The sequence below is a fragment of the Calothrix sp. CBUCES-K 9914 genome (assembly GCF_059640475.1).
The window spans coordinates 1-22,356 of sequence record NZ_JBXXZH010000157.1 but is presented as its reverse complement, the minus strand read 5'-3'; the positions used below and the strand labels follow the sequence as shown (position 1 = coordinate 22,356).

At 38.3% G+C, this 22,356-nt stretch carries 16 protein-coding genes; 3 read left to right on the top strand and 13 right to left on the bottom strand.

The window, feature by feature from the left end; all coding sequences use genetic code 11:
• Window positions 1-1,027, top strand: a 1,027-nt coding sequence (locus tag AC2JBO_RS28590) for a DUF1822 family protein (protein WP_496957016.1), incomplete at its 5' end; no start/stop codon positions are given.
• 99 nt (window positions 1,028-1,126) lie between these two features.
• On the opposite strand, the gene AC2JBO_RS28585 is transcribed toward AC2JBO_RS28590, so the two are convergent.
• Both AC2JBO_RS28585 and AC2JBO_RS28580 read right to left on the bottom strand, forming a co-directional pair.
• Window positions 1,127-3,688 (bottom strand): ABC transporter substrate-binding protein, encoded by a 2,562-nt coding sequence (locus AC2JBO_RS28585; RefSeq protein WP_496957015.1) that lies wholly within the window; start codon window positions 3,686-3,688, stop codon window positions 1,127-1,129.
• 173 nt (window positions 3,689-3,861) lie between these two features.
• Window positions 3,862-6,522, bottom strand: coding sequence for an ABC transporter substrate-binding protein (locus AC2JBO_RS28580; RefSeq protein ID WP_496957014.1), 2,661 nt, complete (start codon window positions 6,520-6,522; stop codon window positions 3,862-3,864).
• Between the two features lie 702 nt (window positions 6,523-7,224).
• Between AC2JBO_RS28580 and msrA the strand changes: the two genes are divergently transcribed.
• Window positions 7,225-7,881, top strand: coding sequence for a peptide-methionine (S)-S-oxide reductase MsrA (gene msrA, locus AC2JBO_RS28575; protein ID WP_496957013.1), 657 nt, complete (start codon window positions 7,225-7,227; stop codon window positions 7,879-7,881).
• A 352-nt stretch (window positions 7,882-8,233) separates the two neighbouring features.
• On the opposite strand, the gene AC2JBO_RS28570 is transcribed toward msrA, so the two are convergent.
• The 11 genes from AC2JBO_RS28570 to pedR all read right to left on the bottom strand — a co-directional run bounded on the left by AC2JBO_RS28570 (window position 8,234) and on the right by pedR (window position 21,733).
• A complete protein-coding gene (locus tag AC2JBO_RS28570; RefSeq protein WP_496957012.1) occupies window positions 8,234-9,409 on the bottom strand; it encodes an MFS transporter in 1,176 nt (391 codons plus the stop codon).
• Between the two features lie 117 nt (window positions 9,410-9,526).
• On the bottom strand, window positions 9,527-10,870 hold the full coding sequence (locus AC2JBO_RS28565) for an ATP-grasp domain-containing protein (RefSeq protein WP_496957011.1): 1,344 nt from the start codon (window positions 10,868-10,870) through the stop codon (window positions 9,527-9,529).
• 80 nt (window positions 10,871-10,950) lie between these two features.
• Complete coding sequence (locus tag AC2JBO_RS28560; RefSeq protein WP_496957010.1) at window positions 10,951-11,658, bottom strand: B3/B4 domain-containing protein; 708 nt, start codon at window positions 11,656-11,658, stop codon at window positions 10,951-10,953.
• Between the two features lie 91 nt (window positions 11,659-11,749).
• Window positions 11,750-12,925 (bottom strand): DUF6014 family protein, encoded by a 1,176-nt coding sequence (locus tag AC2JBO_RS28555; protein ID WP_496957009.1) that lies wholly within the window; start codon window positions 12,923-12,925, stop codon window positions 11,750-11,752.
• Between the two features lie 354 nt (window positions 12,926-13,279).
• Entirely contained in the window at window positions 13,280-14,788 is a 1,509-nt protein-coding gene (locus AC2JBO_RS28550; RefSeq protein WP_496957008.1) for a Dyp-type peroxidase, read from the bottom strand.
• Window positions 14,789-14,823: 35 nt separating this feature from the next.
• Window positions 14,824-16,212: a DUF8225 domain-containing protein gene (locus AC2JBO_RS28545; RefSeq protein WP_496957007.1), complete on the bottom strand. Its 1,389-nt coding sequence runs from the start codon at window positions 16,210-16,212 to the stop codon at window positions 14,824-14,826.
• Window positions 16,213-17,530: 1,318 nt separating this feature from the next.
• The gene (locus AC2JBO_RS28540) at window positions 17,531-18,709 is read right to left on the bottom strand and encodes a serine/threonine protein kinase (protein WP_496957006.1); all 1,179 of its coding nucleotides are present in this window, start codon (window positions 18,707-18,709) and stop codon (window positions 17,531-17,533) included.
• A 208-nt stretch (window positions 18,710-18,917) separates the two neighbouring features.
• Entirely contained in the window at window positions 18,918-19,919 is a 1,002-nt protein-coding gene (locus AC2JBO_RS28535) for a glycosyltransferase (protein ID WP_496957005.1), read from the bottom strand.
• A 35-nt stretch (window positions 19,920-19,954) separates the two neighbouring features.
• Window positions 19,955-20,359, bottom strand: a complete 405-nt coding sequence (locus AC2JBO_RS28530; RefSeq protein WP_496957004.1) for a ribosomal maturation YjgA family protein — start codon at window positions 20,357-20,359, stop codon at window positions 19,955-19,957.
• Entirely contained in the window at window positions 20,347-20,997 is a 651-nt protein-coding gene (locus AC2JBO_RS28525) for a DUF6391 domain-containing protein (RefSeq protein ID WP_496957003.1), read from the bottom strand. The genes AC2JBO_RS28530 and AC2JBO_RS28525 overlap by 13 nt, the downstream gene beginning before the upstream one ends.
• A 472-nt stretch (window positions 20,998-21,469) precedes the next feature.
• Window positions 21,470-21,733: a photosynthetic electron transport-dependent transcriptional regulator PedR gene (gene pedR, locus AC2JBO_RS28520; protein WP_496957002.1), complete on the bottom strand. Its 264-nt coding sequence runs from the start codon at window positions 21,731-21,733 to the stop codon at window positions 21,470-21,472.
• Between the two features lie 383 nt (window positions 21,734-22,116).
• Between pedR and AC2JBO_RS28515 the strand changes: the two genes are divergently transcribed.
• Window positions 22,117-22,356 (top strand): PfkB family carbohydrate kinase (locus tag AC2JBO_RS28515; RefSeq protein WP_496957001.1); only part of this gene is annotated, 240 nt, incomplete at its 3' end.

Genomic DNA, 22,356 nt, shown 5'->3' with positions numbered 1-22,356 from the left:
AGCAATTTATGCAGTTGAGCATTATCTTCAATGTCTGGGTTTTCCGACTAATTGGGAAGGGAGTGATAATCGCAAATCAATTGTCCAAAAGTTTTTAGATATTGCTGATTTGAACGTTAGAGGTATAGGTAAATTTGAATGTCGTCCTGTACTACCAGGCGCCGACAAATTAGAAGTACCCTGTGAAGCAAGGGATGAGAATGTTGTTGGTTATATTGCAGTACAATTAACGCAAGATTTAAAAGAAGCAACGCTAATAGGTTTTGTGCCACAATTGCCAGAAGCTCAAGAAAGTATACCTTTAAACCAACTACGCGCGTTTGATGAGTTACCCGAATACTTGAGTCAATTAAAAACACAAGGAAAAGTAGTTAAACAGCAGTTTGTAGATTTAGGACAATGGTTAGATAATATTTTTATAAATAGCTGGCAAACAGTAGAAGAAATATTTAGTACTCAAACATATAGTTTCGCTTTTAGAAATCGTGGTAATATTTCTGATCAACTTAACCTTAACGATACTAGTAACCTTAAACAGTTTATTAGTACTTTATATGCGAACCAGCGCTTCGGCAGCCTAGAGCAAAAAACCTATCCAATTGAATTAGAACCGATAGCAGCACTAAGTCAGCTTATTCAATCAACTCAAGACGATGAAACTCGTTGGAAAGCAATAGAACTGTTATGGAAAATCAAGCCAGACCATCCAGCTGCTGCAACTAGAAGAATAGCAGATTTAGGAATGCGACTTTCAGGTCATCCAGTAGCATTGATGGTAGCAATTTTACCAAAACTTGACGGTAAAAGGGGTATTCTCCTGCGCGTTTATCCAATGGGTAATCAAGCATACTTGCCGCAAAACCTCAAATTAACTGGTCTTGATGAAACAGGTAAAACACTGCTCGAAGTAAGTGCGCGCGGGCAAGATAATTACATTCAGTTTAGATTTAATGCCGACCCAGGAGACAAATTCAGCGTTCGAGTATCTTTAGATGAAATCAGTATCACAGAACATTTCTGTGCCTAAATAAAACAACTACTGTTTTTGATATTATCTTGTGGAACGGGCATCCTTGCCCGTCCCATAACTCATTTCAAACATTGCCACTCCACAATTAAACCATCATCAACTATCCAAATCCTGAAAATTACATTCCTCTCCCTTACATTTAACTTTTACCAATACACCTAAACCACTACTACGCTTACGACCACCTCCTAGCTCAAATTGTACGTTTGTAGTGGCGCCTGACGTAGAAAAAGTTTTATTATTAAGCAAAGTATTTTTTAATATTTCACGATTGGGTTTACCTTGTATATTCTTCAAACCTTGAATTATTACCTTAGTTGCGTCATATGACATAGCGGTAGTCCAATTAATTTGACTAGTACCCCAAATTTTGTTAGCCTGAGTCTCAAAAGGCGAATTACTTCTATGCCAAGGGGTAGAAACAGTCAGCTTGCTTTTCTCTGAAGCTTTACCAAACTCAGTGCTTCTTGTTTCAGGTTTGTATAAAGTACTGGCGCCCAATATAATTACATTCTCATAAGCTTTGCTATTAGAAACCTGTTTAATTACTTCCAAAGCAGTCCTTAAACTTTTCTCATCAGCAGAAGGAGCTAATACTATTACATTTGCCTTTTGGTCTTTAGCTAAATCCAAAATTTTATTCTCGGCATTATAGTCCTCAAGATTCACAGGGTTGATATCCATCAAATTACTAATGCTATTTCTATTTTTTATAAACTCTTGTTTTAAAGATTCACTAAATTCTTCTCCTTGTTGATACGCAAAAATAACATTAATATTTTTTCCATTAAATTTCTTTTTAAGATAATCATAAAAATCATTTACTTCATAGGTATTATTTACAACAGTCCGAAGTACTTTATAACCGAAATTGTTATCAAAATTTGTCGAATTACCTGTAGGAGTTATTACAAGAATATTTTCCTTATATTCATTTTCAACAGTTTTAATTGTTAATCTACTTGTATTATGACCAATAACAGCTAAAATTTTATTTTGACTTGAGTCATATACGATATGATGAGCTACTTTTATAGCAATATCATTTTGTCCGCTATCGTTAGCAATTTCTACTAGTAATGGTTGAGCTTTAATATTAGTACAATTTTGAATATTTTTTGTCTGAATTACATTAATTATATTATCAACACTACCGCAATTAAATTCACTTTGTGCATGAGCTACGCCACGCAAAATTTCTGCATCGTAACCGGGAGTTCCTAGAACTGAGACAGCTACAGCAATTTTTGCAGGATTACCTTTCTTCATTGCAATAGCGTTATTTAGATAAACTAAGGCTTCTGGGTCATTTTGGTTTTCTTTTGCTATAAGACGATATTGTGAAAAGTAATTAATCGCATCATCCCAAAGTCCTTGACTAAATGCATCTACTCCTTTTTGTTTATTCGCAATATTCCATTGGCTCTGGTTCAATAGTAATCTTTCTCCTTGACTAAATACTTCATTTATTAATGGGGGTGAGTACACATAATGTAATGTCAATCCTATTATTAAACCTGCTACCACACAACTAGCAACAACTACATCCTTGTTCCGGCGCCAAAGTTTTCGGATAGTACGTTCTATTCTGACAGTTATTGGCTGGCGCCAGGTTAGAGATTTTTCTGAAGGGTTTTGGCAAATAACAGGTAGCCAAGATGCATAGGGGTACAGATGTTCAATTTCTTCCAATCTTTCTTGTGCTTGCCGCATTGCCAGATGAAACTTTTCTCCCTGAGAAAATAAACTTAGAAATTCTTTTAGGAATTTTTGCGCTACCTTATCCGGTACAGGTTCACGCATGACAATAACTTGTGGTATTCCTAACTCTGTAAGTTTGCTTGCAAGTCCTAAACCATCACAAGAATTGAAAATTGCTAGTTTTAATCCTTTTTTTATAGCTTTTTTAAAGGCACTTCTAAGATTTTGTAAGGATGGACTATCCATATCATTAATTTGGATAACTCCATCATTTCCATCACTCGAAGTAATACTATGTCCTGCAAAGCATAATACGTCCCACGAGTTGTTATATAATTGACTGCATAGTTCTTCTCTTGTTGGCTGTTTTAATGCTTTGACTCTAGCACCAGGTATATTAATTAATATTTTTTCATCTGGTGTGAGATTTATATCTTTATCGCTACCTAAGATTACTAGAATACTAACAGGACATTTAAGAGGTTGACAAACATCATTATATTTGGCACCTAACGAAAACCAAGCTTTCTCACGCTTTTGAAACAATTGCCACAAATGCCAAGGTAACTTTTTAAGAATTTGGTTATTAGTTAAAAATATAATTCGCGCAGACTCTTCTTTCGTAACTTCTTCCTCTACATATAAACGTAATTCTCGTATATTGTGATGCTCAAACCAATTACTTAAACTAACTTTAAGTGCATCAGCAGCTTCGTGAAATTCCCTAATTGTGGAAACGTTCGTTATTTGATTTGCTTCACATTCAATTCCTCTTTCCCCTAAACTTTTGTATATTTCCTGAAAGTTTTTATACAAGTGAGGAATATTTGGCGCCGCTGGAAAACTCCCTTCTTCCACTCTATAATCATTTCCATCTTCCTTGCGTATTCGCACCGTTACTGAAAATCCTTGCTCAAAATTACCGTCACGGATATCAAATACAACAACTTTACTCATAACTTCATGTTAAATAGTTTCACAGTATGGTTATATTATTTGTAAGAGTATATCAAACAATGTTGATTTTTACTCATAAAGTTTGTTTAAAGTAAAAACACTTAATGATTATTAAAAATTAGAAATAAAATTACATGTAAACGATGATGTTGGGTTCCGTTCTGAGACCCAACCTACAAATTTTCTTCGATGAAGTTACAGGTGGAGTTTTGGCATTGGACTTTTACTAGTACTCCTACGCGGTTGCCTGTACTGATGGGTTTTCTACTTCCTTTTTCTTCTTGGGTATCAAATTCAATTGTTGCTGTGGCGCCAACAGTAGTAAACTTTTCAATGTTGTTAAGTATATTGTCTTTAAGTTGTAAACGAGTTGGGTTGGTGGTAATTGTGCTTAGACCTTTAGTAATAACTTGTACTGCATCGTAGGACATTACTGTAACCCAGTTGATTTTGGCACCACCCCAAATTTTATCAGATTCTTTCTCGAAGTTAGATGAGTTGGCTGTTGATTCACTTCTTTGCCAAGGTACTGCTGTTATTAGTTTAGTTTGTTCGGCTCTTAAACCATTATCTTTACTTATTGTCGCAGGACTATATAAAACACTGGCACCTAATAGTATCATTTGATTATTGGGAGTGTTAGAAGCTTCTTTGACTACTTCTAACGCTTTATCCAAAACATCTTCAGTACCAGAAGGAACTAATAATAAAACGTTAGCGTTGATTTTTTGCGCTTCTCTAATAATTTGTTCCGCACCATCTGTTTTCAAGTCATATGATGGTATATTTGGTTGATTAATGACTTTTAAAAACTTGTCTTTTATTGACTCACAGTAAGATTCACCTCTATCGTATGCAATTACTGGTCTAATTGATTTTAATGGGATTTTTGAAAGTATATATTTATTCAAGTTTGCTATAGCATTACTGTCACTTGGTACTGTGCGAAGAACTGGATAAGGCAAGCTACTTAATTCGGTAGAGGTACTTGTAGGAGAAACAACAAGCATATTATTCATATACCCTTGGTTTACAGCAGCTTTGGTTAGTTCACTTCTATAGTGACCAATTACTGCAATAATATCTTGCTGGTTATTATCGTTTACTAGTTTACGCGCGACTTGTATTGTTGTTGGATGGTCGTTTCCGTCGTCTACTATTTCTACTTGTAATTGCCTGTTATTAATACTGCCCGTACAAGTTGGTGTTTGGTTACTATTGATGATTTCTATAATCTTGTCAACGCTACCACAGTTTACTTTGCTTTGAGCGTGGGCAACACCACGTAAAATCTCTTCTGCAACGTTTGAGTTTTTAGTAATGGGAACACTGACGGCAATATGAATATTATTTTGTCCTGTCTTTGCTGCAATAGCATTGTTTAAATAAATTAGACTTTCGGGGTCGTTGGGAGTCTGCTTTAATGAGCTACTAAAGTCGTTAATAGCTTTGTTCCAGTTACTTTGTTGAAAAGCAAGTTTGCCTGCGTCTTTATTCGAGTTAGTTTTCAACAGTATTTTTTCTCCACGACTGAAGAGCTTGTCAAGACTATTAGTACTTTCTGGTGCTATTGTATTGGTTGGTAAAGGAGTGGATGTTATATTTTGTATTGGTTGTGTTGGTGGTGGTAAAAATATTTGTTTGACTAGAATAGCTGCTATGGCGCCTATTAATATCAAACTCGCAAGTGCTGCAACTTTATGTACACGCCAAAGTTTTTTGATGGCTCGTTTTATTTTTACATGAGTCGGCTGGCGCCAGTGTAAGGATTTTTCTGCAGGGTTTTGACAAATAATAGGTAGCCAAGAAGCATAAGGGTACAAGTATTCGATATCTTCTAACTTTTCTTGTGCTTTGCGTACAGCTATGTGAAACTTTTCTCCCTGTGAAAACAAAAGTAGTAAGTCTTGTAAAAATTGCTGTGCAACTTCATCTGGTACAGGTTCACGCATGACGATAACTTGCCGAATATTTAGTTCAGTAAGTTTGTTTGCTAGTCCCAACCCATCACACGAGTTAAATATTGCGAGCTTTAAACCATTCTCGATAGCTGTGATAAAGGCATTTTTTAAATCTTTCAGCGCTGGACTATCTATATTATTAAGTTGAATAATTCCATCGTTACCTTGACTCGAAGTTGCGCTGTGCCCCGCAAAGCATAAGATATCACAGTAACTATTGCGTAATCTTTCGCACAACTCCCTTCTACTCGGTTGTTTGAGTAATTCTACTTTGGAACCTGGTAAACTACTTATGATTTTTCCGTCTTTGTTGACGTTTATTTTATCGTCGTTACCTAAAACTGTTAAAATCTTAACTGGTGATTGCAGTGGCTTCGCTGGTGAGTTATATTTGGCGCCGAGTGATAACCAAGCTCCTTTACGGTTTTGAAACAGTCTCCATAAGTGCCAAGGCAGTTTCTTTAGTATTTCGTTACTTGTTTGAAAAATAATCCGTGCGGACTCTTCTTTACCTACTTCTTCTTCTACGTATACACGTAGTTGTCCCATTGATGGATGTTCAAACCATTTTACTAATCTAGCTTCGAGTGCTTTACCTGCTTCCCGACATTCGTCTGGAGTTGATACGTTGGTTGTTTGGTTAGGGTCAACGTCAAAACCTCTTTGCTCTAAGCGAGTGATAACTCTGACTGCATCTAAATTGGTATAATTTTTACGGAACTCTTGATACAGCAGTGGAATATCCGGCGCCGCTGGCAACTCTCCAACTTCCTCTTTATGAACATTCCCATTTTCTTCTCGTATTCGTAGGGTAACGGGGAAACCTTCCTCAAAGTTACCGTTGCCAATAGTAAATACAACTACCTTACTCATTTATTAATAGTTTATTTTATACTGTATTTTATCAGATTTTTGAACGTAGGGTGTGTAAGGCTACAAACAAACTTCAACGTAGCGCTCAGACCTGTAGCGTCACGCACCAAGTTGATTGATCCCTTGACTTAAGGAGGTGCTGCGCCAAGAACTACATCATAATGTGACCAAAAGTTTAATTTTAAGGTTTCCTAAACAACGAGCTTTAAAGACCTTGGTTTTAAGTACTAAATATGGTTAAAAATCACTTTTTAATAAAATTTATCGCGCTTGCACGTTCCCTATATACTTCGTTTTTATTGTTCTATTGATTTTACCAAACAAATGAACTACACAAATTATAAATATTTATGGTGCGTAACGCTACAAAATTATTCGCTTCGTTGAAATATTGTTATGGCGTTACGCACCCTACGTAGCGCATAATTCCATAACTATGTAGAAATGGAATTCATCGACTAGGAAATATTATTCTAAAAGCGTCTGCTTAATCTAAAATAGCTTGATTCCCACATGTATTAAACTTAGCTTAATTTCTATTAAAATTCAAGGCATACAAGTATAAAATGATATACGATTTCTAGATGGGTGGAAACCGATGGTTTTAACGGGCGAGATCACACCTGTCAAATTTAGTATATGTGTCAAAATATTAAGTAAAGCAAAGAAATAAGCATATATTTTGACGAGAGGGAGTAAAACATGATTTTTGGATTTGGTAAAAAAAGCGCCATGCCTAAGCCAGAGGAAGCTTTACCAGGAAGAACTCAGCAGATGCCTGTGCCAGCTACTCACTTTGTAAATGGAAATCCTCTCAAACCCCCATTTCCTCAAGGAATGGAAACTGCTATGTTCGGTATGGGTTGTTTTTGGGGCGCCGAGCGTAAATTTTGGCAGTTAAACGGAGTGTATAGTACATCTGTTGGATATGCAGCAGGGTATACTCCGAACCCCACATATAAAGAAGTGTGTTCAGGAATGACAGGTCATAACGAAGTCGTATTCGTTGTATACGATCCAAAAGTAATAAGTTACAGTGAGTTACTCAAAACATTTTGGGAAAGTCACAACCCAACCCAAGGGATGCGTCAAGGTAATGACGCTGGTACTCAGTACCGTTCTGGAATTTATGTATATTCTCCCGAACAGAAAAAATTAGCCGAAGAATCACGTGATGCTTACCAGCAAGCTTTAAAATCAGCTGGTTACGGTGAGATTACAACCGAAATCCTTGAGGCGCCGGAATATTACTATGCTGAAGATTATCACCAGCAGTATTTAGCGAAGAACCCTGGTGGATACTGCGGGTTAGGTGGAACAAATGTTTCGTGTCCTGTTGGAGTAGCTACTCAATCTTAATTGTATAGATAAATCCCCCTAGCGCCCCTTAATAAGCTACGGTGTACACACATCTCAAAAAAAATCCCGAATTTATAATCCTCTCACCCTATAAGGGTGGGACTACACGGACAAAGCCCAACCCTTCAGGGTAAAGGAGATTTATGTGTACACCGTAGCCTGAATAAGGGGGTTGGGGGGATAAAGTTTACACATTTTTGCGTAACCAATCTTTGATTTCTTGCGATATCCACATACATTCTTCAGCACTTAAACTAGCCTTGTCAAGGTGACTTATGAGTTCCAGTATTATTATGATAAAACCTCTACTTTCTGTAGAGTTTGACCGAATGGATTTGCCCTACGCAATTCTTCAATTAGCAGTATACAGCCGCTTGCGTGTAAATATAAAGATGTAAGCTGCAAATGCTAGAATAGCTACGAAACACAAAATATAAACATTTGCTAGTCCAGATAAAACACTTCCTAGAGAAAGTGCAGTAACTGGCAAACTCTCATTAATAGCAAATAACCTTCCTTGAATTCTATATGGGGTCTTTTCCTGAATTGCTATTTCTGAAACACCAATAGCAATCATTTGCAAGATAAAAAATACAAAGCAAGATATGAAACTGAGAAGATAGCTGTTAGTTAAGAAGAAAAGGTTTAAGATAATGCTGATAATGAAAGAAAATATCGGCAAAATACGTAATCTTTTATAAACTATTGGAATTAGTAGTGACCCAATTGTGTTGCCAACAGAAATAATGAAAGAAAATATGTATGTACCATAACTTTCAAACCCTATAGCTACACTTTTTTCAGGAAAAGTCTCATATAAAGCTCCTGTAAAAAAATCGACTAAGACAATAAAACTAGTACAAAAAAATAAAGTTTTATACTTTTTGAAGTAAGAGAATCCCCTTAAAAACTCTGAGAAAGAAAATCTTTGCTTGGATGTAGATTTCTGGTAGTTATATTTAACGCTAGTCAACATCAAAAATGAAGCTATAAATGTCAGCGCATTGATTAAAAAAACTAATTGAGTATCTGTATACTTTTCAATGATGAGAGAAATGCCAACAGAGATGATACCAGTCGCAGAATAAAAAAAGTAAAAAGCAGAGTTTGTCTCAGCAAAACTTTTGTCAAACTGACTCATTATTTTCAATCGCGATGGCTCGAATATACAGGAAAAAATCGAACTTAAAAACGGTAATAGTAGCCAAAAAAAAGTAGGATAATTTTTCGGGTATAAAAATAGTAATAAAAAAATAATTGTGCGAGCTAATTCTGCAATAAGTATTAGTTTTTTTGGATTAACTCTATCAACAATTGTGCCAATGAAAGGTTGAGCGATTCTAGGCAAGAAATTAAAAAGTAAAAATAAGCTAACTACTTCTTCTCCCCTTAATAACGCCAGATTGAGAAAGGCTGGTAAAGCCATAAGGTCGCCAACAGTAGAAATAGACTGGCTAATAATAATTGATTTTTCATTTTGGTCGAGTTTACCCAGACCAGGGAAACAATTAATGATTCTGTCAAACATAATTCACTCTACAAGTTTCAATTACAAAAATTTCCATTAAAATAGCCCCCTATCCGTGCAAGGTTATTTATTGATAGGATGGCTATTTTATATCAAGTTAAGCTAGATTCCGAACAGTTATTGAATTAACTGTTTTAAAGAACGACGAATTTTTTGGATATCGGCATTTAGTATATCTACATTAGGAGACTTTAAAAACACTTGTCCAAAACTATTCCAAGAACCATCGTAAGGAGAAAAAGGCTCAATAAAATCTCCAATGTCAACATAGTTGGCAAACTTACATTGTGATTCTTTGTGAATAATGCTTTCAAAAGATGGGTATGTTTTATACTGAATTTTCTCAGACCAAGGCTGCCCATCTTCATGAGCGGGAATCAAATTAATTGTGGCTGCACCACCTCTTCTGCTTTCATAAATGTCCGTAAAGCTTTTCTCCCATTTATAAAATGGATTAACAAGACTTTGGACAAATTCACCTATTGGGTCTATATTAAAAACAGCTTCAATTTGGGGAATAATACTCCATCCAGCAAATCTAGCGGCTGTTTCGATAATTGCTATTTGATGATTTTTCAAAAGTTTTATTTCTGTGTGAACTCCACAATATTCCAAACCAAAAGCTTCTAAACCACTAGCTATGCAATTGACTATTCTTAGTTGCAAATCGAGAGGAATTGTTGAAGGCGTTAAACTTACTGTTTCAATAAAAGGATGCAACATCGGGTAGTTTTGGGTAATAGCGATAGGGTAATATTTAGAGTTAATAATTACTCCTTCGACGCTGATATAATCTGCGTAAATAGTGTCTTTTCCAAACCAAGGTTCTGTATCACCACACAAAAGCCCTTCTTGAATAAAATTTTGGTCTTTCAAATATTCTTTGAAAGGCATTTTTTCAACTACACTAATAACAGATTCTTTTGCCATTTGTAAATTATTATAAAATTCTCCTTGTTTTGTATTTTGGGAAACTACAAACACTCCTAGAGAACCAGCAGCACTAGATGGTTTGACGACAAATGGAGGAGCTATTTTAGAAGATTTTAAGTCGGAAATATCAGAAAAAGCAAAGTGTTTTCTTTGTAGCAAATCATGCTGTTGTAGCACTTTATACATTTGCAGTTTGTTAATAGATTTTAAAACATTGCTGCCAGCGCCTCTCAATCCAAGAATTAAATTAGCTTTAGTGACTTCATACAAGTAGAATTCATCAAATGTTAATACTGCATCGGCATCAATTTTCTTGGCGTATTGTACCAAAAAAGCACTTAGGTCTGTGATGGTATCCATTTCATACAAAAAACAAACATCATCGACTAGAGATAGCAATTGTGCTTTTTCAACATCATTGATAATTTCCGGTTGGACTACAAATACCTGACCAAAATTTTTCAACTTTGTCAAAACATATTCAAAGGGGGCGCCACCTAAAACATTGACGTAAATAATTCTGAGCATATTCAAATCTCCATTCAGTAATGTAATTGAGTAATATTTTCAGGCTTTGCAGTGCGCGCGTAATTTGGCAGCACAAGCAATCAGCCAAGGTTGTCAGCGTTAAGAATTTCGTAATTTACGGTACAATCAGGAGAGTATTTCTTCAAATTTTCTATAAGTTCTTCTCCTGCTACCGTTAACTGCTGCATTGAATAGGGAGGCAAACAGTCCAATACAAAATAGGCATTGCGAGTGTCTTTTGTGACTTGAGTCCGTCGGCATTGGCGCCAGTTCCAGCGGCGACAAGTTACCCCACTGCTATCTGCCCAAATTACTTCCCCAGGTTCGGGATATGTAACTACTTCCTCACCATTTTCAAAGGTAATAAAAGGCTCTACACCAGTTGCTAAGGTTAAAACTAAGTCGCTGGTGAGGTAATCCCAATCCTCACCGCCCACAGGTAGAATATGACGAATGCTCACAGCATTGTAGAGGTCAACAGCAGGATTAATGCTTGGTAAATCTTGTCCTTTAAGAATTCTTTTGAGCAAAGCCTCTACAGAACAAGGATATTTGCTAGGTTTAGCACCGAAGCTTTTATATGCCAGTGCCCATGCTGCAATGTGCGGATGGGAGGAAGGTTTTTCACTCCCAAAGGCTTCTCTCTGTTCGCTTTCAGCCGCTCGCAGTAAACTAATATAGTTCTCGTTGCTCGCTTTATTTTCTAAACCTTCAGCATAAATAACTTTGGCAGCGTATTGAGGAAATTGGACAGTGACGCGGGAGTCAATCTTGAGTTTGTAATTCATATGCGCCTCAAATTTTTATTACATTGCCCAGGTATACAATAAATTACCCACTAAAAAAAGCGGATACGCTCTCCTGTTATTGGGCAACTATTTAACGTAGCGCTGGATACACCTCTTGACAGCGTTCTACAACTAGCCACTTAAAAAGTTTTTCTGTCATTTGGTTGTATTTAACTGACCCATAAAGTCTGAATATTCCTGTAGGATAATCCAACTTCAACTCTTGCTGAGTAAGGCGCACTGCTTCAAAACGATGTGGTTCTACAGCACTCAGCAATCCTTTATAGCTGACATCGCGCAGGCAGAGACGACCATTTTTTACATCGATTTCTCCACTCTCGAAAAGACGGTCAAAGGTAAGTAGACTGGCACAAACATCGCCATCTTTATCCATCCCACCACGTCGATGAGCATCTAATGCAAGACGAACGCACAAGTTCACCGCCACGACTTGACCAGCTTCTTCTGTAGAAAGCGTTCTACAAGCCAAATCAAATTCCACACCATCGGCTCGCCATTCTTCAACAGAAGCATACCAATAGGTAAGAAACAAGTTTTCTTGCACCTTACGGTCAATTCCTAAGCCAGTTGCGTGCCCTGCATCATGAAATTGATATTCCAAATGGCGGTTGCGCGTGCCGATTATTTCATTCTCTAGAGCAGTTAGGAGCAATTCGGCACTGTCAGGCTCCCAAATGCGGCTAAGACATTCTTTACCAGAGTCAAGAAATCGCCTTTGTTGTTCTGTCATATCGTTCAATGCCGGACCCTTAAAACTATTAGCAAAATCCCAATTATTTGCAACAACAAAAGCTTCTCCCTGTTCAGAGCCAACATTACCACAAGCCGCGATTCGTTCATAAGGAACAACCAAGGGAATCGACTGACGCAATGAGCCAATACGCTCACAGATAATATATTCTAGCTTTTCAATGGAGGGAGAAACAATAGAAATTACGCGACCGAAGATAGCGGTTAATTTGGTGGATTTAATCACCTCTCGACGAACCGTATAAGGAGCAATAATTAAGAAGTAGCCATCTTGTCCCACGAATTTTTGAGCAACAAAACTGTCAGACAGTATATCCCAATCTCCTGTTGCCAAAGCTTTTGCAGTATCTAAAAGCCACTTTTTGGGAAGTTCTTTTGATTCAAACGCAAGTTGATACAGTAGTGCCTCCGTTGCCTCCAATTTATTTTGGGCTACCGACTCAACGATTTGTTTTGCTAGTTTGAACTTTGATTTCGCAACTGTACTCGTAAACATGATTAACCTCCATTTTTACTTCATCTCTTTTTCTTACAACACACTGTTATATCTATTTATGCATTTCTAAATAGAAGCATCTAAATATAAGCAATGGAATTATTTCTCTTGAAATACCTGATATTTTTAGGGTAACTAGTTACCAAACTCACACTACACCTTGAACATCCAGTTATTCGTAAAATCTTTTCTTACACCTAAATATATTTCTTTGGTCTGATCTGAGAGTGTCAGCTTTTCTTTCTTTTTCAGCAAACCCTAAGTACCTAACAATACAGATGAAGTGCCGTAATTCGCGCAACTAAGAACCGCTATTATAGAGGTTCTTAGTTGCCAGATACATAATTTGAATAATTAGAGACTCTGGAAAAAAGAAATCGACGGTGAGAATAGAAAAGCACCACCAGTCGGGATTACCCAGCGAGCTAAAGTCTCCAATCGAGTCTCCGACCCTTCTGCATTCCGAAAAGTGCAAAACCGACTTCCCAAGCGATTTTGACCGACAAGCATATCATGACCGACATTCACCCGTTCAGGTGCTGAGGGATTATTCATCCAAAGGTTATTCAAAATGCGGAACTGACGATTGAAAGAAGTCTGGTAAGCAAGAAATAACAACCCACGATCCGTTTTTTCATTATCACCCTCTACAAAGGGAGAACCATAGGGAATTCCTCGACGTAGCATCTGGAAAGTCAGCGTTCCGTCTGGGTTGCTATTTTGGTCGGTAGGTTGGTCTCGCGGATTGACCTTTCTGATATGGGCAAATAACGGACAGCGCAATCCATCATTATCTTCTTGACTGCCTGTAATCAATTGCGTTGCTCCCATACTATCTATAACTTTTATGTCATTTGTTCCACCTCGAAACGCAAAATTATTCACCAAAAAATCATTATCGGCAACAGTCGAGTCGTTAGTTTCTGGGTTAATCGTAACTGGTGTACCATCTTCCCAGCGTCCCACAATCGAGGCTCCTAGCTGGCGTGGTGTATAAGTACGACCTGTGGTAGCAGAGAGTTCCTGGGATTTTTCTGTCAGGAAATCCCGAAACGCTTGAACGTCTTGACGCAGGCGACGAAATACTAAAAATGAGCCGTTCGTCATCCATGACGCTCCGCCATTTGAGATTTCACCAGGAGTTAATGGCGAGTTGGGTAAATGCGTAGGATAACCAAATACAAATTGACCTGTCCAAACAAGAGGTTTTCCTGGCTTGGCAAAGCGCAAGGCACGAGAATCTGTCGGTTCAATTTGGCGCAGGGTTAGAAAATCGTCAGGCGCCGCAGATAAAAGCCCTCTTACTCCAGGTTGAGAAATACCATCGCGGTATCCAAAGTGTTCAATTCCTCCAGGAAGTTCCGCTCCTTCTTCACTATAGATATGTTGCAGCCCAGTCGAAGAGGCTTCTTGCCGCAGGTCTACGTGTGCTTTATTCAGAGCTTTCTGGTCATCGCTACCGATTATAAATAGGATGTCAGGTGTATCGTCCCAAGTTTGACCAATTACATAGTCAGCAACGCGATCGCCAAGACTAGCTGCCTGTTTTCCCATCGGTTTACTAAAAAATCCGTCCGTGACACCTGTAACATCAACTCCTAGAACTTGAATGCCTTTATAGGAAAGTGCAGCATTGAGTAAAACGGTATCCGCAACAGATATCTCACCCCGCGAGCGCGATAATCGAAACTTATGTACTTGCGCCAGTGTCGTCAAGCGGTTTGCAAGTGCAGCAATCCAAGGAGAAGAAGCAACTGGATCAACAATCTTATATCCTGCAAGGTGCAGATATTTCGTGCGGAATCCACGGAGGATATTGCCCTGAATTTTATCAACCGCGAGTATCGGTTCATCAATAGACATAAGTAAACAAGCGTATTTATGTACTTAACTGCACTTTACCTTGAAACTAGCTTACGACCAGAAGGTATAAAGTAGTCTGTTTCACTGTTAGCAAACTCTGATACAGATGCTGCAAACATTGCTGCCTCTTCTGTTGGTACGTCTCGCAAACGTCGTGCCCAATCTTCTGTTGTGAGCTTATCACACGTCAAATCCGGCTTCTGTCTAAAAGTTCCAAAGAATTCAGAATTTGTTGGATAAGTACAGCAAAAGGATTGACAACTGTTAATTTTTGTAGCGGTCTTTTCTGGAATTTTCTTCGCAACACCAAACAGTGCCATTGTAATTTGACGAGCAATTTGACCGCCGTATTCTAAAGGGCTGCCGTCCAAAGTGCATTGGTCAAGAGTATAGCTGGCACCTTGTGGAGGAGCTATTTTGGCACGCAAAATTTTTGTACCATCGACGCTCTTACGCACAAACTTAAGACAAGTATCACCTACAAAATTATCATCTGGGTCGAGCAAGCCCGAAAGCTCAAACGGCAGCATATACAATCCTATTGGGTTGGCTAAAGCAACCGAAAGTCCCTGAGAAGCTAGGTCAAACACGCCTGCTCCAATCGTTGGGTCGCTGGAGCGATTGACACCACCGTATGCCGCGCAGCACATCAATTTCTGCGAGTCTACTTTTCCATTTGTCTCAGCTTGCACAGGATAGCCAAGGGTGGAGTCAGATGCAAGTTGTACTTCTGCACCCAGCGTATTTGCCCAGTGGGTCAAATGGACTGCACCTTTTTCCGTATTCCAGACATTCCAAGGATTGTAGTCTCCAGCTTTATACTTTAATTGAAACTGATTATTTTCGTCTTGCTCGTATACGTCATGTTGCCATTGAAGCTCGGATTCTGCAATATCAGGATTATGAAGTAGCTCCCGATACAATTCGACCAAAAGCGAAAAATCTTGTTTTGCAATAAATTCCCAATACTCCGGAGGTTCCACCGTAAAATCAATACGGGTAATCTTGCCATTTTCCCGAACCACATGCCACTCGCAGTATTCGTCTTGGCAACGATACGGAATTGAAAGCGGCTTGAAATCTCCTTCGTCATTTTTCTTGTAAAAGCCAAAAACTGGCTGACGAACTAGAACTTCTGCATAATGGTTTGCGAGACGTTCAGCATCGGATGGTGGTTTGGAAGCAAACCATCGTGACAGAAATAACGGGAATCCATTCCAGGGAATACCTACTGGTGGCGTTGCAACAATCCCACTTGTATCAGCAAGCAAGTCAAAAAACAGTTCACTTGGTCTTCCCGCAGGATTTTTTGTCGAGATGATAAAATTTGTAACTACTTGATGCCAGCCTTGCTTCATTTGGTCGGCAAGCGCAGGTCTTCGCGAAAAATCATCAATTTCTGCTGGTGGGTTGTATAAATCCATATGTTTCTTCCTACTTTCAGGTTAAATCTTATCTACGTGTACTTCATCAATTCACACTATTGATATACTGGCTCAGTTGTTCTGCACTCGGCAGTACCCACAAAGGTGATTTTGAATACAGAAAACGACGTAGTATTTCGGTTTAATCTATACTTACGTGAAAACTAAATTCCTTCAAACCAAGGTTTAATAAGCTGTTCAGAACAAATTGGCATTAGTGCTTGACTTAACTTCAAGACTTTGATCAAAAATTCCAGAATTATAAAGACGTGCCAGTATGGTATTGAGCCGAGATACATTTACAAGATTGACGCGCTTATAATTACTGAGTATTGATACAAGTTTTGTCTTTTTATTTAATTTTTATGATGCCGTGACCCCCTTTGGATGTCACGAGCTTAAGTTTTACTAATAAATTAGATTTGAGTCAAAGGACAAGTTATCCTTGCGATTTTAGAACTTATTGACAATCTTGTAACGCAACAATAAGGGTTTCAGACATTGTTACTATGACGATAACTTGGCAGGAAAAGACAGGATATACTTCCAATCGCATATCGGACAAATTATGCTTCAAAGCCCAAAACTCAGGCGGAGCAAGGATGTATAAACTATAACTAGTGTTGACTCAACGTTTTTATTAGGTTTAAAGGATGCAAATTTTTGTCACTCACGTATAGCTTTATGCTTCCATTTTAGGTAAATGGACAAATTATGCTTCCTTAATAGGAACTCTTCGCAAATTAACAACGTAGCAATAAGGGTAAGAGACACTTAAATCCTAGCTTATACTTCCAGACCCTGGCAAGTTTTGGGTCTGGTTATAGATGTGACTAGAACGATAACTTGGCATAAAATGACACCATATGCTTCCAATCGCGTTTCTGACAAATTATGGTTCAAACTCTCAAACCTTGGCGGAGCAGGAAACTACAAAAATAGTACTTTTGTTAACGACGTTTTTATAAGGGTCAGAGAGTATAAAATTCAACAACTTGCGGACAGCTAGATGCTTCCATTTTGCGGTTGTGGACAAATTATACTTACTTATTAGGAATTGTTAGCAAATAACCAACGTAGTAATAAGGGTTTCAAATACTAAAGTTAAAACTTATGCTTCCAGACCCTGGCAACTTTTGGGTCTGGTCATAATAGACATTACAATACTCGGTTATGCTCCCATACCCTGAAAACTTTTGGGTATAGTTACAATTATATTAAGTTGCGTTGTAGTTTGTAACGATTTTGTAATACTTGTTCTGCTTGGAGCATGTTATTACATAGAGAATTATCAAATTTAAAAATATACTAAAATATACTAAAACATCCTTATAAGTGTGGATATTGCAAGACACCACATTCCGATACTAATAGGCGCCCCAATCAGAAGTCCTGCAATTGTCCATCCGCGTTGATGCTTGTTAAACTGTTCAATGCTGCGCCAATGTCTACTTTTCCATGCCCATTCGTTACCTTTGGCGCCAAGAACAAAAGTCATTAAAATACCAATCGATGGGAAAAAGCATAGCAAACCCACCCAGACGTTATTTGTCCATAACCATAACCAAGGCATGAAGAAGGCGCCCCAATTCCATCCTAAAATCTCTTCTGGAACAGGTGCTTTACTAGTAATACCCCACCCAGAGTTATTTTCGTGTATTGGTTGTGGCTTTACTAATTTCAACCTGGCGCCAGCTTCGAGAACTTGCAACGCTTCGGCAGCAGTGACAAAACGGTCTTCAGGTGCAGGTTCAGTTAATTTTTGTAACCAATCTACAAAATGAGGACTCAAATTAACTAAGTTACTAAATTGGATACGTAGCGAGCGCTGTGGTAGTTCTGAAGGTGGAAGACCCGTTAGTAGATGAATCAAAGTAGCACCTAGCGCGTATAAATCTGATGCGGGAACAGCTTTACCTCCAAATTGTTCCATTGGAGCATAGCCATATGTACCAACAACGGTAAAAGTAACACCTTCTTTGGCTGCTTTATCTTGAACGGCGCCGAAATCAACTAAATATATATGATTATCTTCACCCCATATCAAATTACTCGGTTTAACATCGCGATGAAGCACGACAGGGTTTAACTCGTGTAGGTAGATTAATATTTTTAAAACTTCGACGGCAATTTTATGTACTTGCTTTTCGCTAAAACGGTGACAACCTTGTAGTTTTTCCTTTAAAGACTCTCCAGGTATACGTTTTTCAACTAAACCAAACCATAAATTTCGGTCATCAACACAAAAATAATCAATATATTTAGGAATTCTAGGATGGTCGAGTTGCTTGAGTATTTGCGCTTCGCGTTCAAACAACTTTAAATCATCCCATTGGATGGCACCTCCAAAGGCTAGTAATTTAACTACAACCAGCGAATCTTCATCAGCATCTTGAGCTTGTAAATCTTTGGCTAACCAAGTTTGACGGACACCGTTATTTCCCAGTAAGTGTTGTAACTGGTAACGGTTTTGTAACACTTGTTCGGATTGCAGCATCTTTATAAAGCGAGCAAAGGCGGTGAGTGGAGCGTATCAACACTTTTCTATGGTAGCTACAATACATTAAAATGTGTACATAGCAGCACGGTGCGTGGTGCCATAAACAAATAGAGTATTTGATTATAAGCCTGTAGCGCCACGCACCAACGTATCAGGTAACATACAAGCGCTCGTCCGGTGCGTGGCGCCACAAGATTAGTCGTTATCATTTTAGATTCTTAATAGCGCCACGCACCCTACGTAATGTTTGTTCAATTTTAAGCTTACCGAGACGGAAATTACTATAATCTGGGATATTTGAAGGGTGGTGCTGTTTATGGTCGAAGAATTGATTTATTTCATCTAAAATGACTTGAAAACGGTTTGTAATATTTTCTAGGCGGTATTGGGCTAAAAAATTTTCTGATAAATTAAAAGGTTGAGAGTTAGCGACCACTTTGAGGATACGCTGTATATCGTACTCCTTAGAATATCCCGCTATTTTATAGCAATTAAATCCTGGGTCGAGAAAATCAGAAAGTCCGCTATTAAGACTCGAAAAAACATGACATCCACATGCCATAGCTTCGAGTGGTTGTAATCCAAAACCTTCACTAACCTTTTGTAATGCCCAGTATTCAGCAGAATCATACAAGTATACTCTTGTTCGGTTAAATAAACTTGGCAAATCTTTCACAAAAGATTCTACGATAAATACATTACACTGTTTTTGTAATGCTGGCGCCAAATGCCGCATTAAGTACTGGGAAGACTTACGCGATTGCACAAGTACATCTATATCACGATTTATATTTAAATTTGTAAACTCATCACTAATTTGATTCGGTAAATAATAAATCAAAGAATTGGGGGATAACTGTCCCCAATATCCCATTGTATTGCGGCTAACGGTAATAATTGGAATACTAGGAGGCAGCTTAAAACCATAACCTGCACTGTGGGCATGATATATAACATTATAAGACTTGAGCTTGGGTGCCAGTGAAGCGATATCAAAACCCCAACTCATTACAAAAATAACATCATCAAGATTGTGCTGCTTAATGACATCATCCAAAAAAAACTTATTATTTTCGCGTTGGCGATAAGTAACAACTTCCGCATCACAAAAAGTTTGGGCAATACTAAGGGTCTTTAGCTCCGCAAACAAACCACCACAAATAAACTTCCCATCAGTACCAGGTAATAAAAAGTAAAGCTTTCTCATTTTGGATTTTAGATTTTAGATTTTCTTATCCTAAGTCAACGGAACTTACTTACTTTAGCAGCCCAACGCATCCAAAACCACCCAGCAAAACTACCAACAAAATAAGAAATAAAATCAGACCATAGAAAAGTATTCCCCAACACAAGTCTACCTACAAACGTCGCGCGCGCGGCTTGTAAAAAAGGTGGTTTCCAGAGCTGCAAAAACTCGATACCGCAAGTAGCAACACAAACACCGATAGCAGTCCACATAGGGGAAGCTTTCGGATATATAAAAGCAACTAGTAAAATCCAAAATATCTCATAAGCAACGCTTCCCAAAAAATCGTACAGCCATTCCAAGCCAAACCCTTGGGAAAAGCGCACAAAATAACCAAACGGCACAATAAATATTATGCTGAAAAGCAGCACAAGGCGATATGTTTTAACTAATCTTGCCATTGTACTTTCACAAAATGAGCTTCGCGTCCCCACATATCTCTAGTTTTAGTAATGTTTTCGATACTGAGATTAAATGGTACGGCAGTTGTTAGATAACGCTGTGCCAAGGCGCCTATATTTGGTGCCAACTCGGAGGCCGTTGTTGCTGCTATACCCAACCCTAGTAACTGTTCAATTATTCCGCGCGGCATAATTAGATGCATTCCCACTGCTAACCCTGCCGTTAATAATATTTCAGTTGATGCATTAGTACCACAACGGGGGTGAACAGCCAAATTCCACTCACCGTCTTTTAAACGTTGAAGACCATTAGTGACTGCACGACGTAAGTTGCTGATATTAACATCCCCGTAAAGAAAAAAGCCTTGCTCAGTTGATAGTCCTCCAAGCGACTCGTTATCAGCTTGAAAGTGACTTACTGCGAACGAAGGACGAGAAGCGCGCGGTTGACTCAAAAGCCAGACGGTAGCATGTTCGAGCGCATGAACCTGTCGCAACATCAGAATTTCTTTCAACCCAGGCACAAAATGTAATAGCTCAAGCAACTCCTTGTCTTGATTAGACCTAGGAGTAATAAAATCAAAATTGATCAAATCAAAGGGGTTTAAGCTACCCTGAGAAGAAATAGAGGTATTCATTGAAACACAGCCCTCTTAAAATTAATTGAGCCGACACGGTATTTTTTTTAATTTAACGCTTGTATCAATAAAATTAATGCTAATTTTTATTTAGTTTTAACAAGGCGCCCAGATAGATGCCCAGATGGATGTCCAGATAAATTAGACCGAAGCTTTTGACTTCGGTCTTTTTAAACGAAATATGACTACCCTTTGAATGGGTGACTGCTACCGAGAGGTGGTCTGCAAAAAGCTACCCGTCGGTAGTAGATGCTTGAGCGCGCGTATCCGAGTGGCTTGAACTAACTACAAATGCAAATTGTGGAGATAGCCTGAGAATGCAACACCTGTTTGCCAAAAATCATGTGCAAAGGCAGTAAGAGTAGTTGATTGAAGCCTAGAATGGTTTACACACATGCTGCGACGTGAGGAGAACGAACAGCAATTAACCTTCCGTAGCTTCAGTTGAAAAGTGTAGAAATCATCTGAACATTCAATCAGCTTGTTTTGGCAAAGGGCAACAATTTACATCGTTTATGCATACTTTACCCCAACGCATTGCCCAACGCACAAGCGCAACTCGGTTATCGGTTTGCGTTTTGGTAAGGATGTTGCTGATATGGTTATCAACCGTGCGCTTGCTTATTTCCAGTTTGGTTGCAATATCGTTGTTAGTTAAGCCAGCGGCCACTAAGTCGATAATTTGCAGTTCTCTATCTGAAAGACTTACAGGTGTCTGTGACTCGCCACTAGCCATGTTTTAAGAAATCCTCCTAGTATATGTACTCAATCGCTCTATCTCATTCTAGAAGATTCTTTGACTGGTCGGTGTTTCAACTGTTAGCGGTAATACGATAATGAAGAATTCTTTAATTAACTAGTTAGCCGTTACACAGCTTTATATTACTTAGTAATTACTAATACTTTAATTTTCATTTTTTTACTGAAAATTACTAGATTTTAAAATATAAAACATAATTCATCTATCATAGGATATAGATTTTGGGGACTTTGATTCCCAAAATCTTCGTATTGAATTGTGTGAACAATACCAACATTGGGGCGAAAATTGTTGTAGATTTATTAGTTGTAAATTTTATAGATGGGTATATCCGTCTTTAAAGACAAAATTGAGTGCAGATGAGCAATCCCCGTGTTTTGTGCCTAGGCGAAGTTTTATTTGACCTTTTAGCTGACCAATTAGGGCGAAGGCTAGAAGATGTTGAGACATGGACTCCATATCCAGGGGGGGCGCCGGCCAATGTTGCTTGTGCGTTGGTCAAGTTAGGAATACCTGCGGGTTTTGTTGGTTGTGTTGGCTCTGATGAAGTCGGTGATACATTAATGAGCCTTTTAAACGAAGTAGGTGTTGATACAACT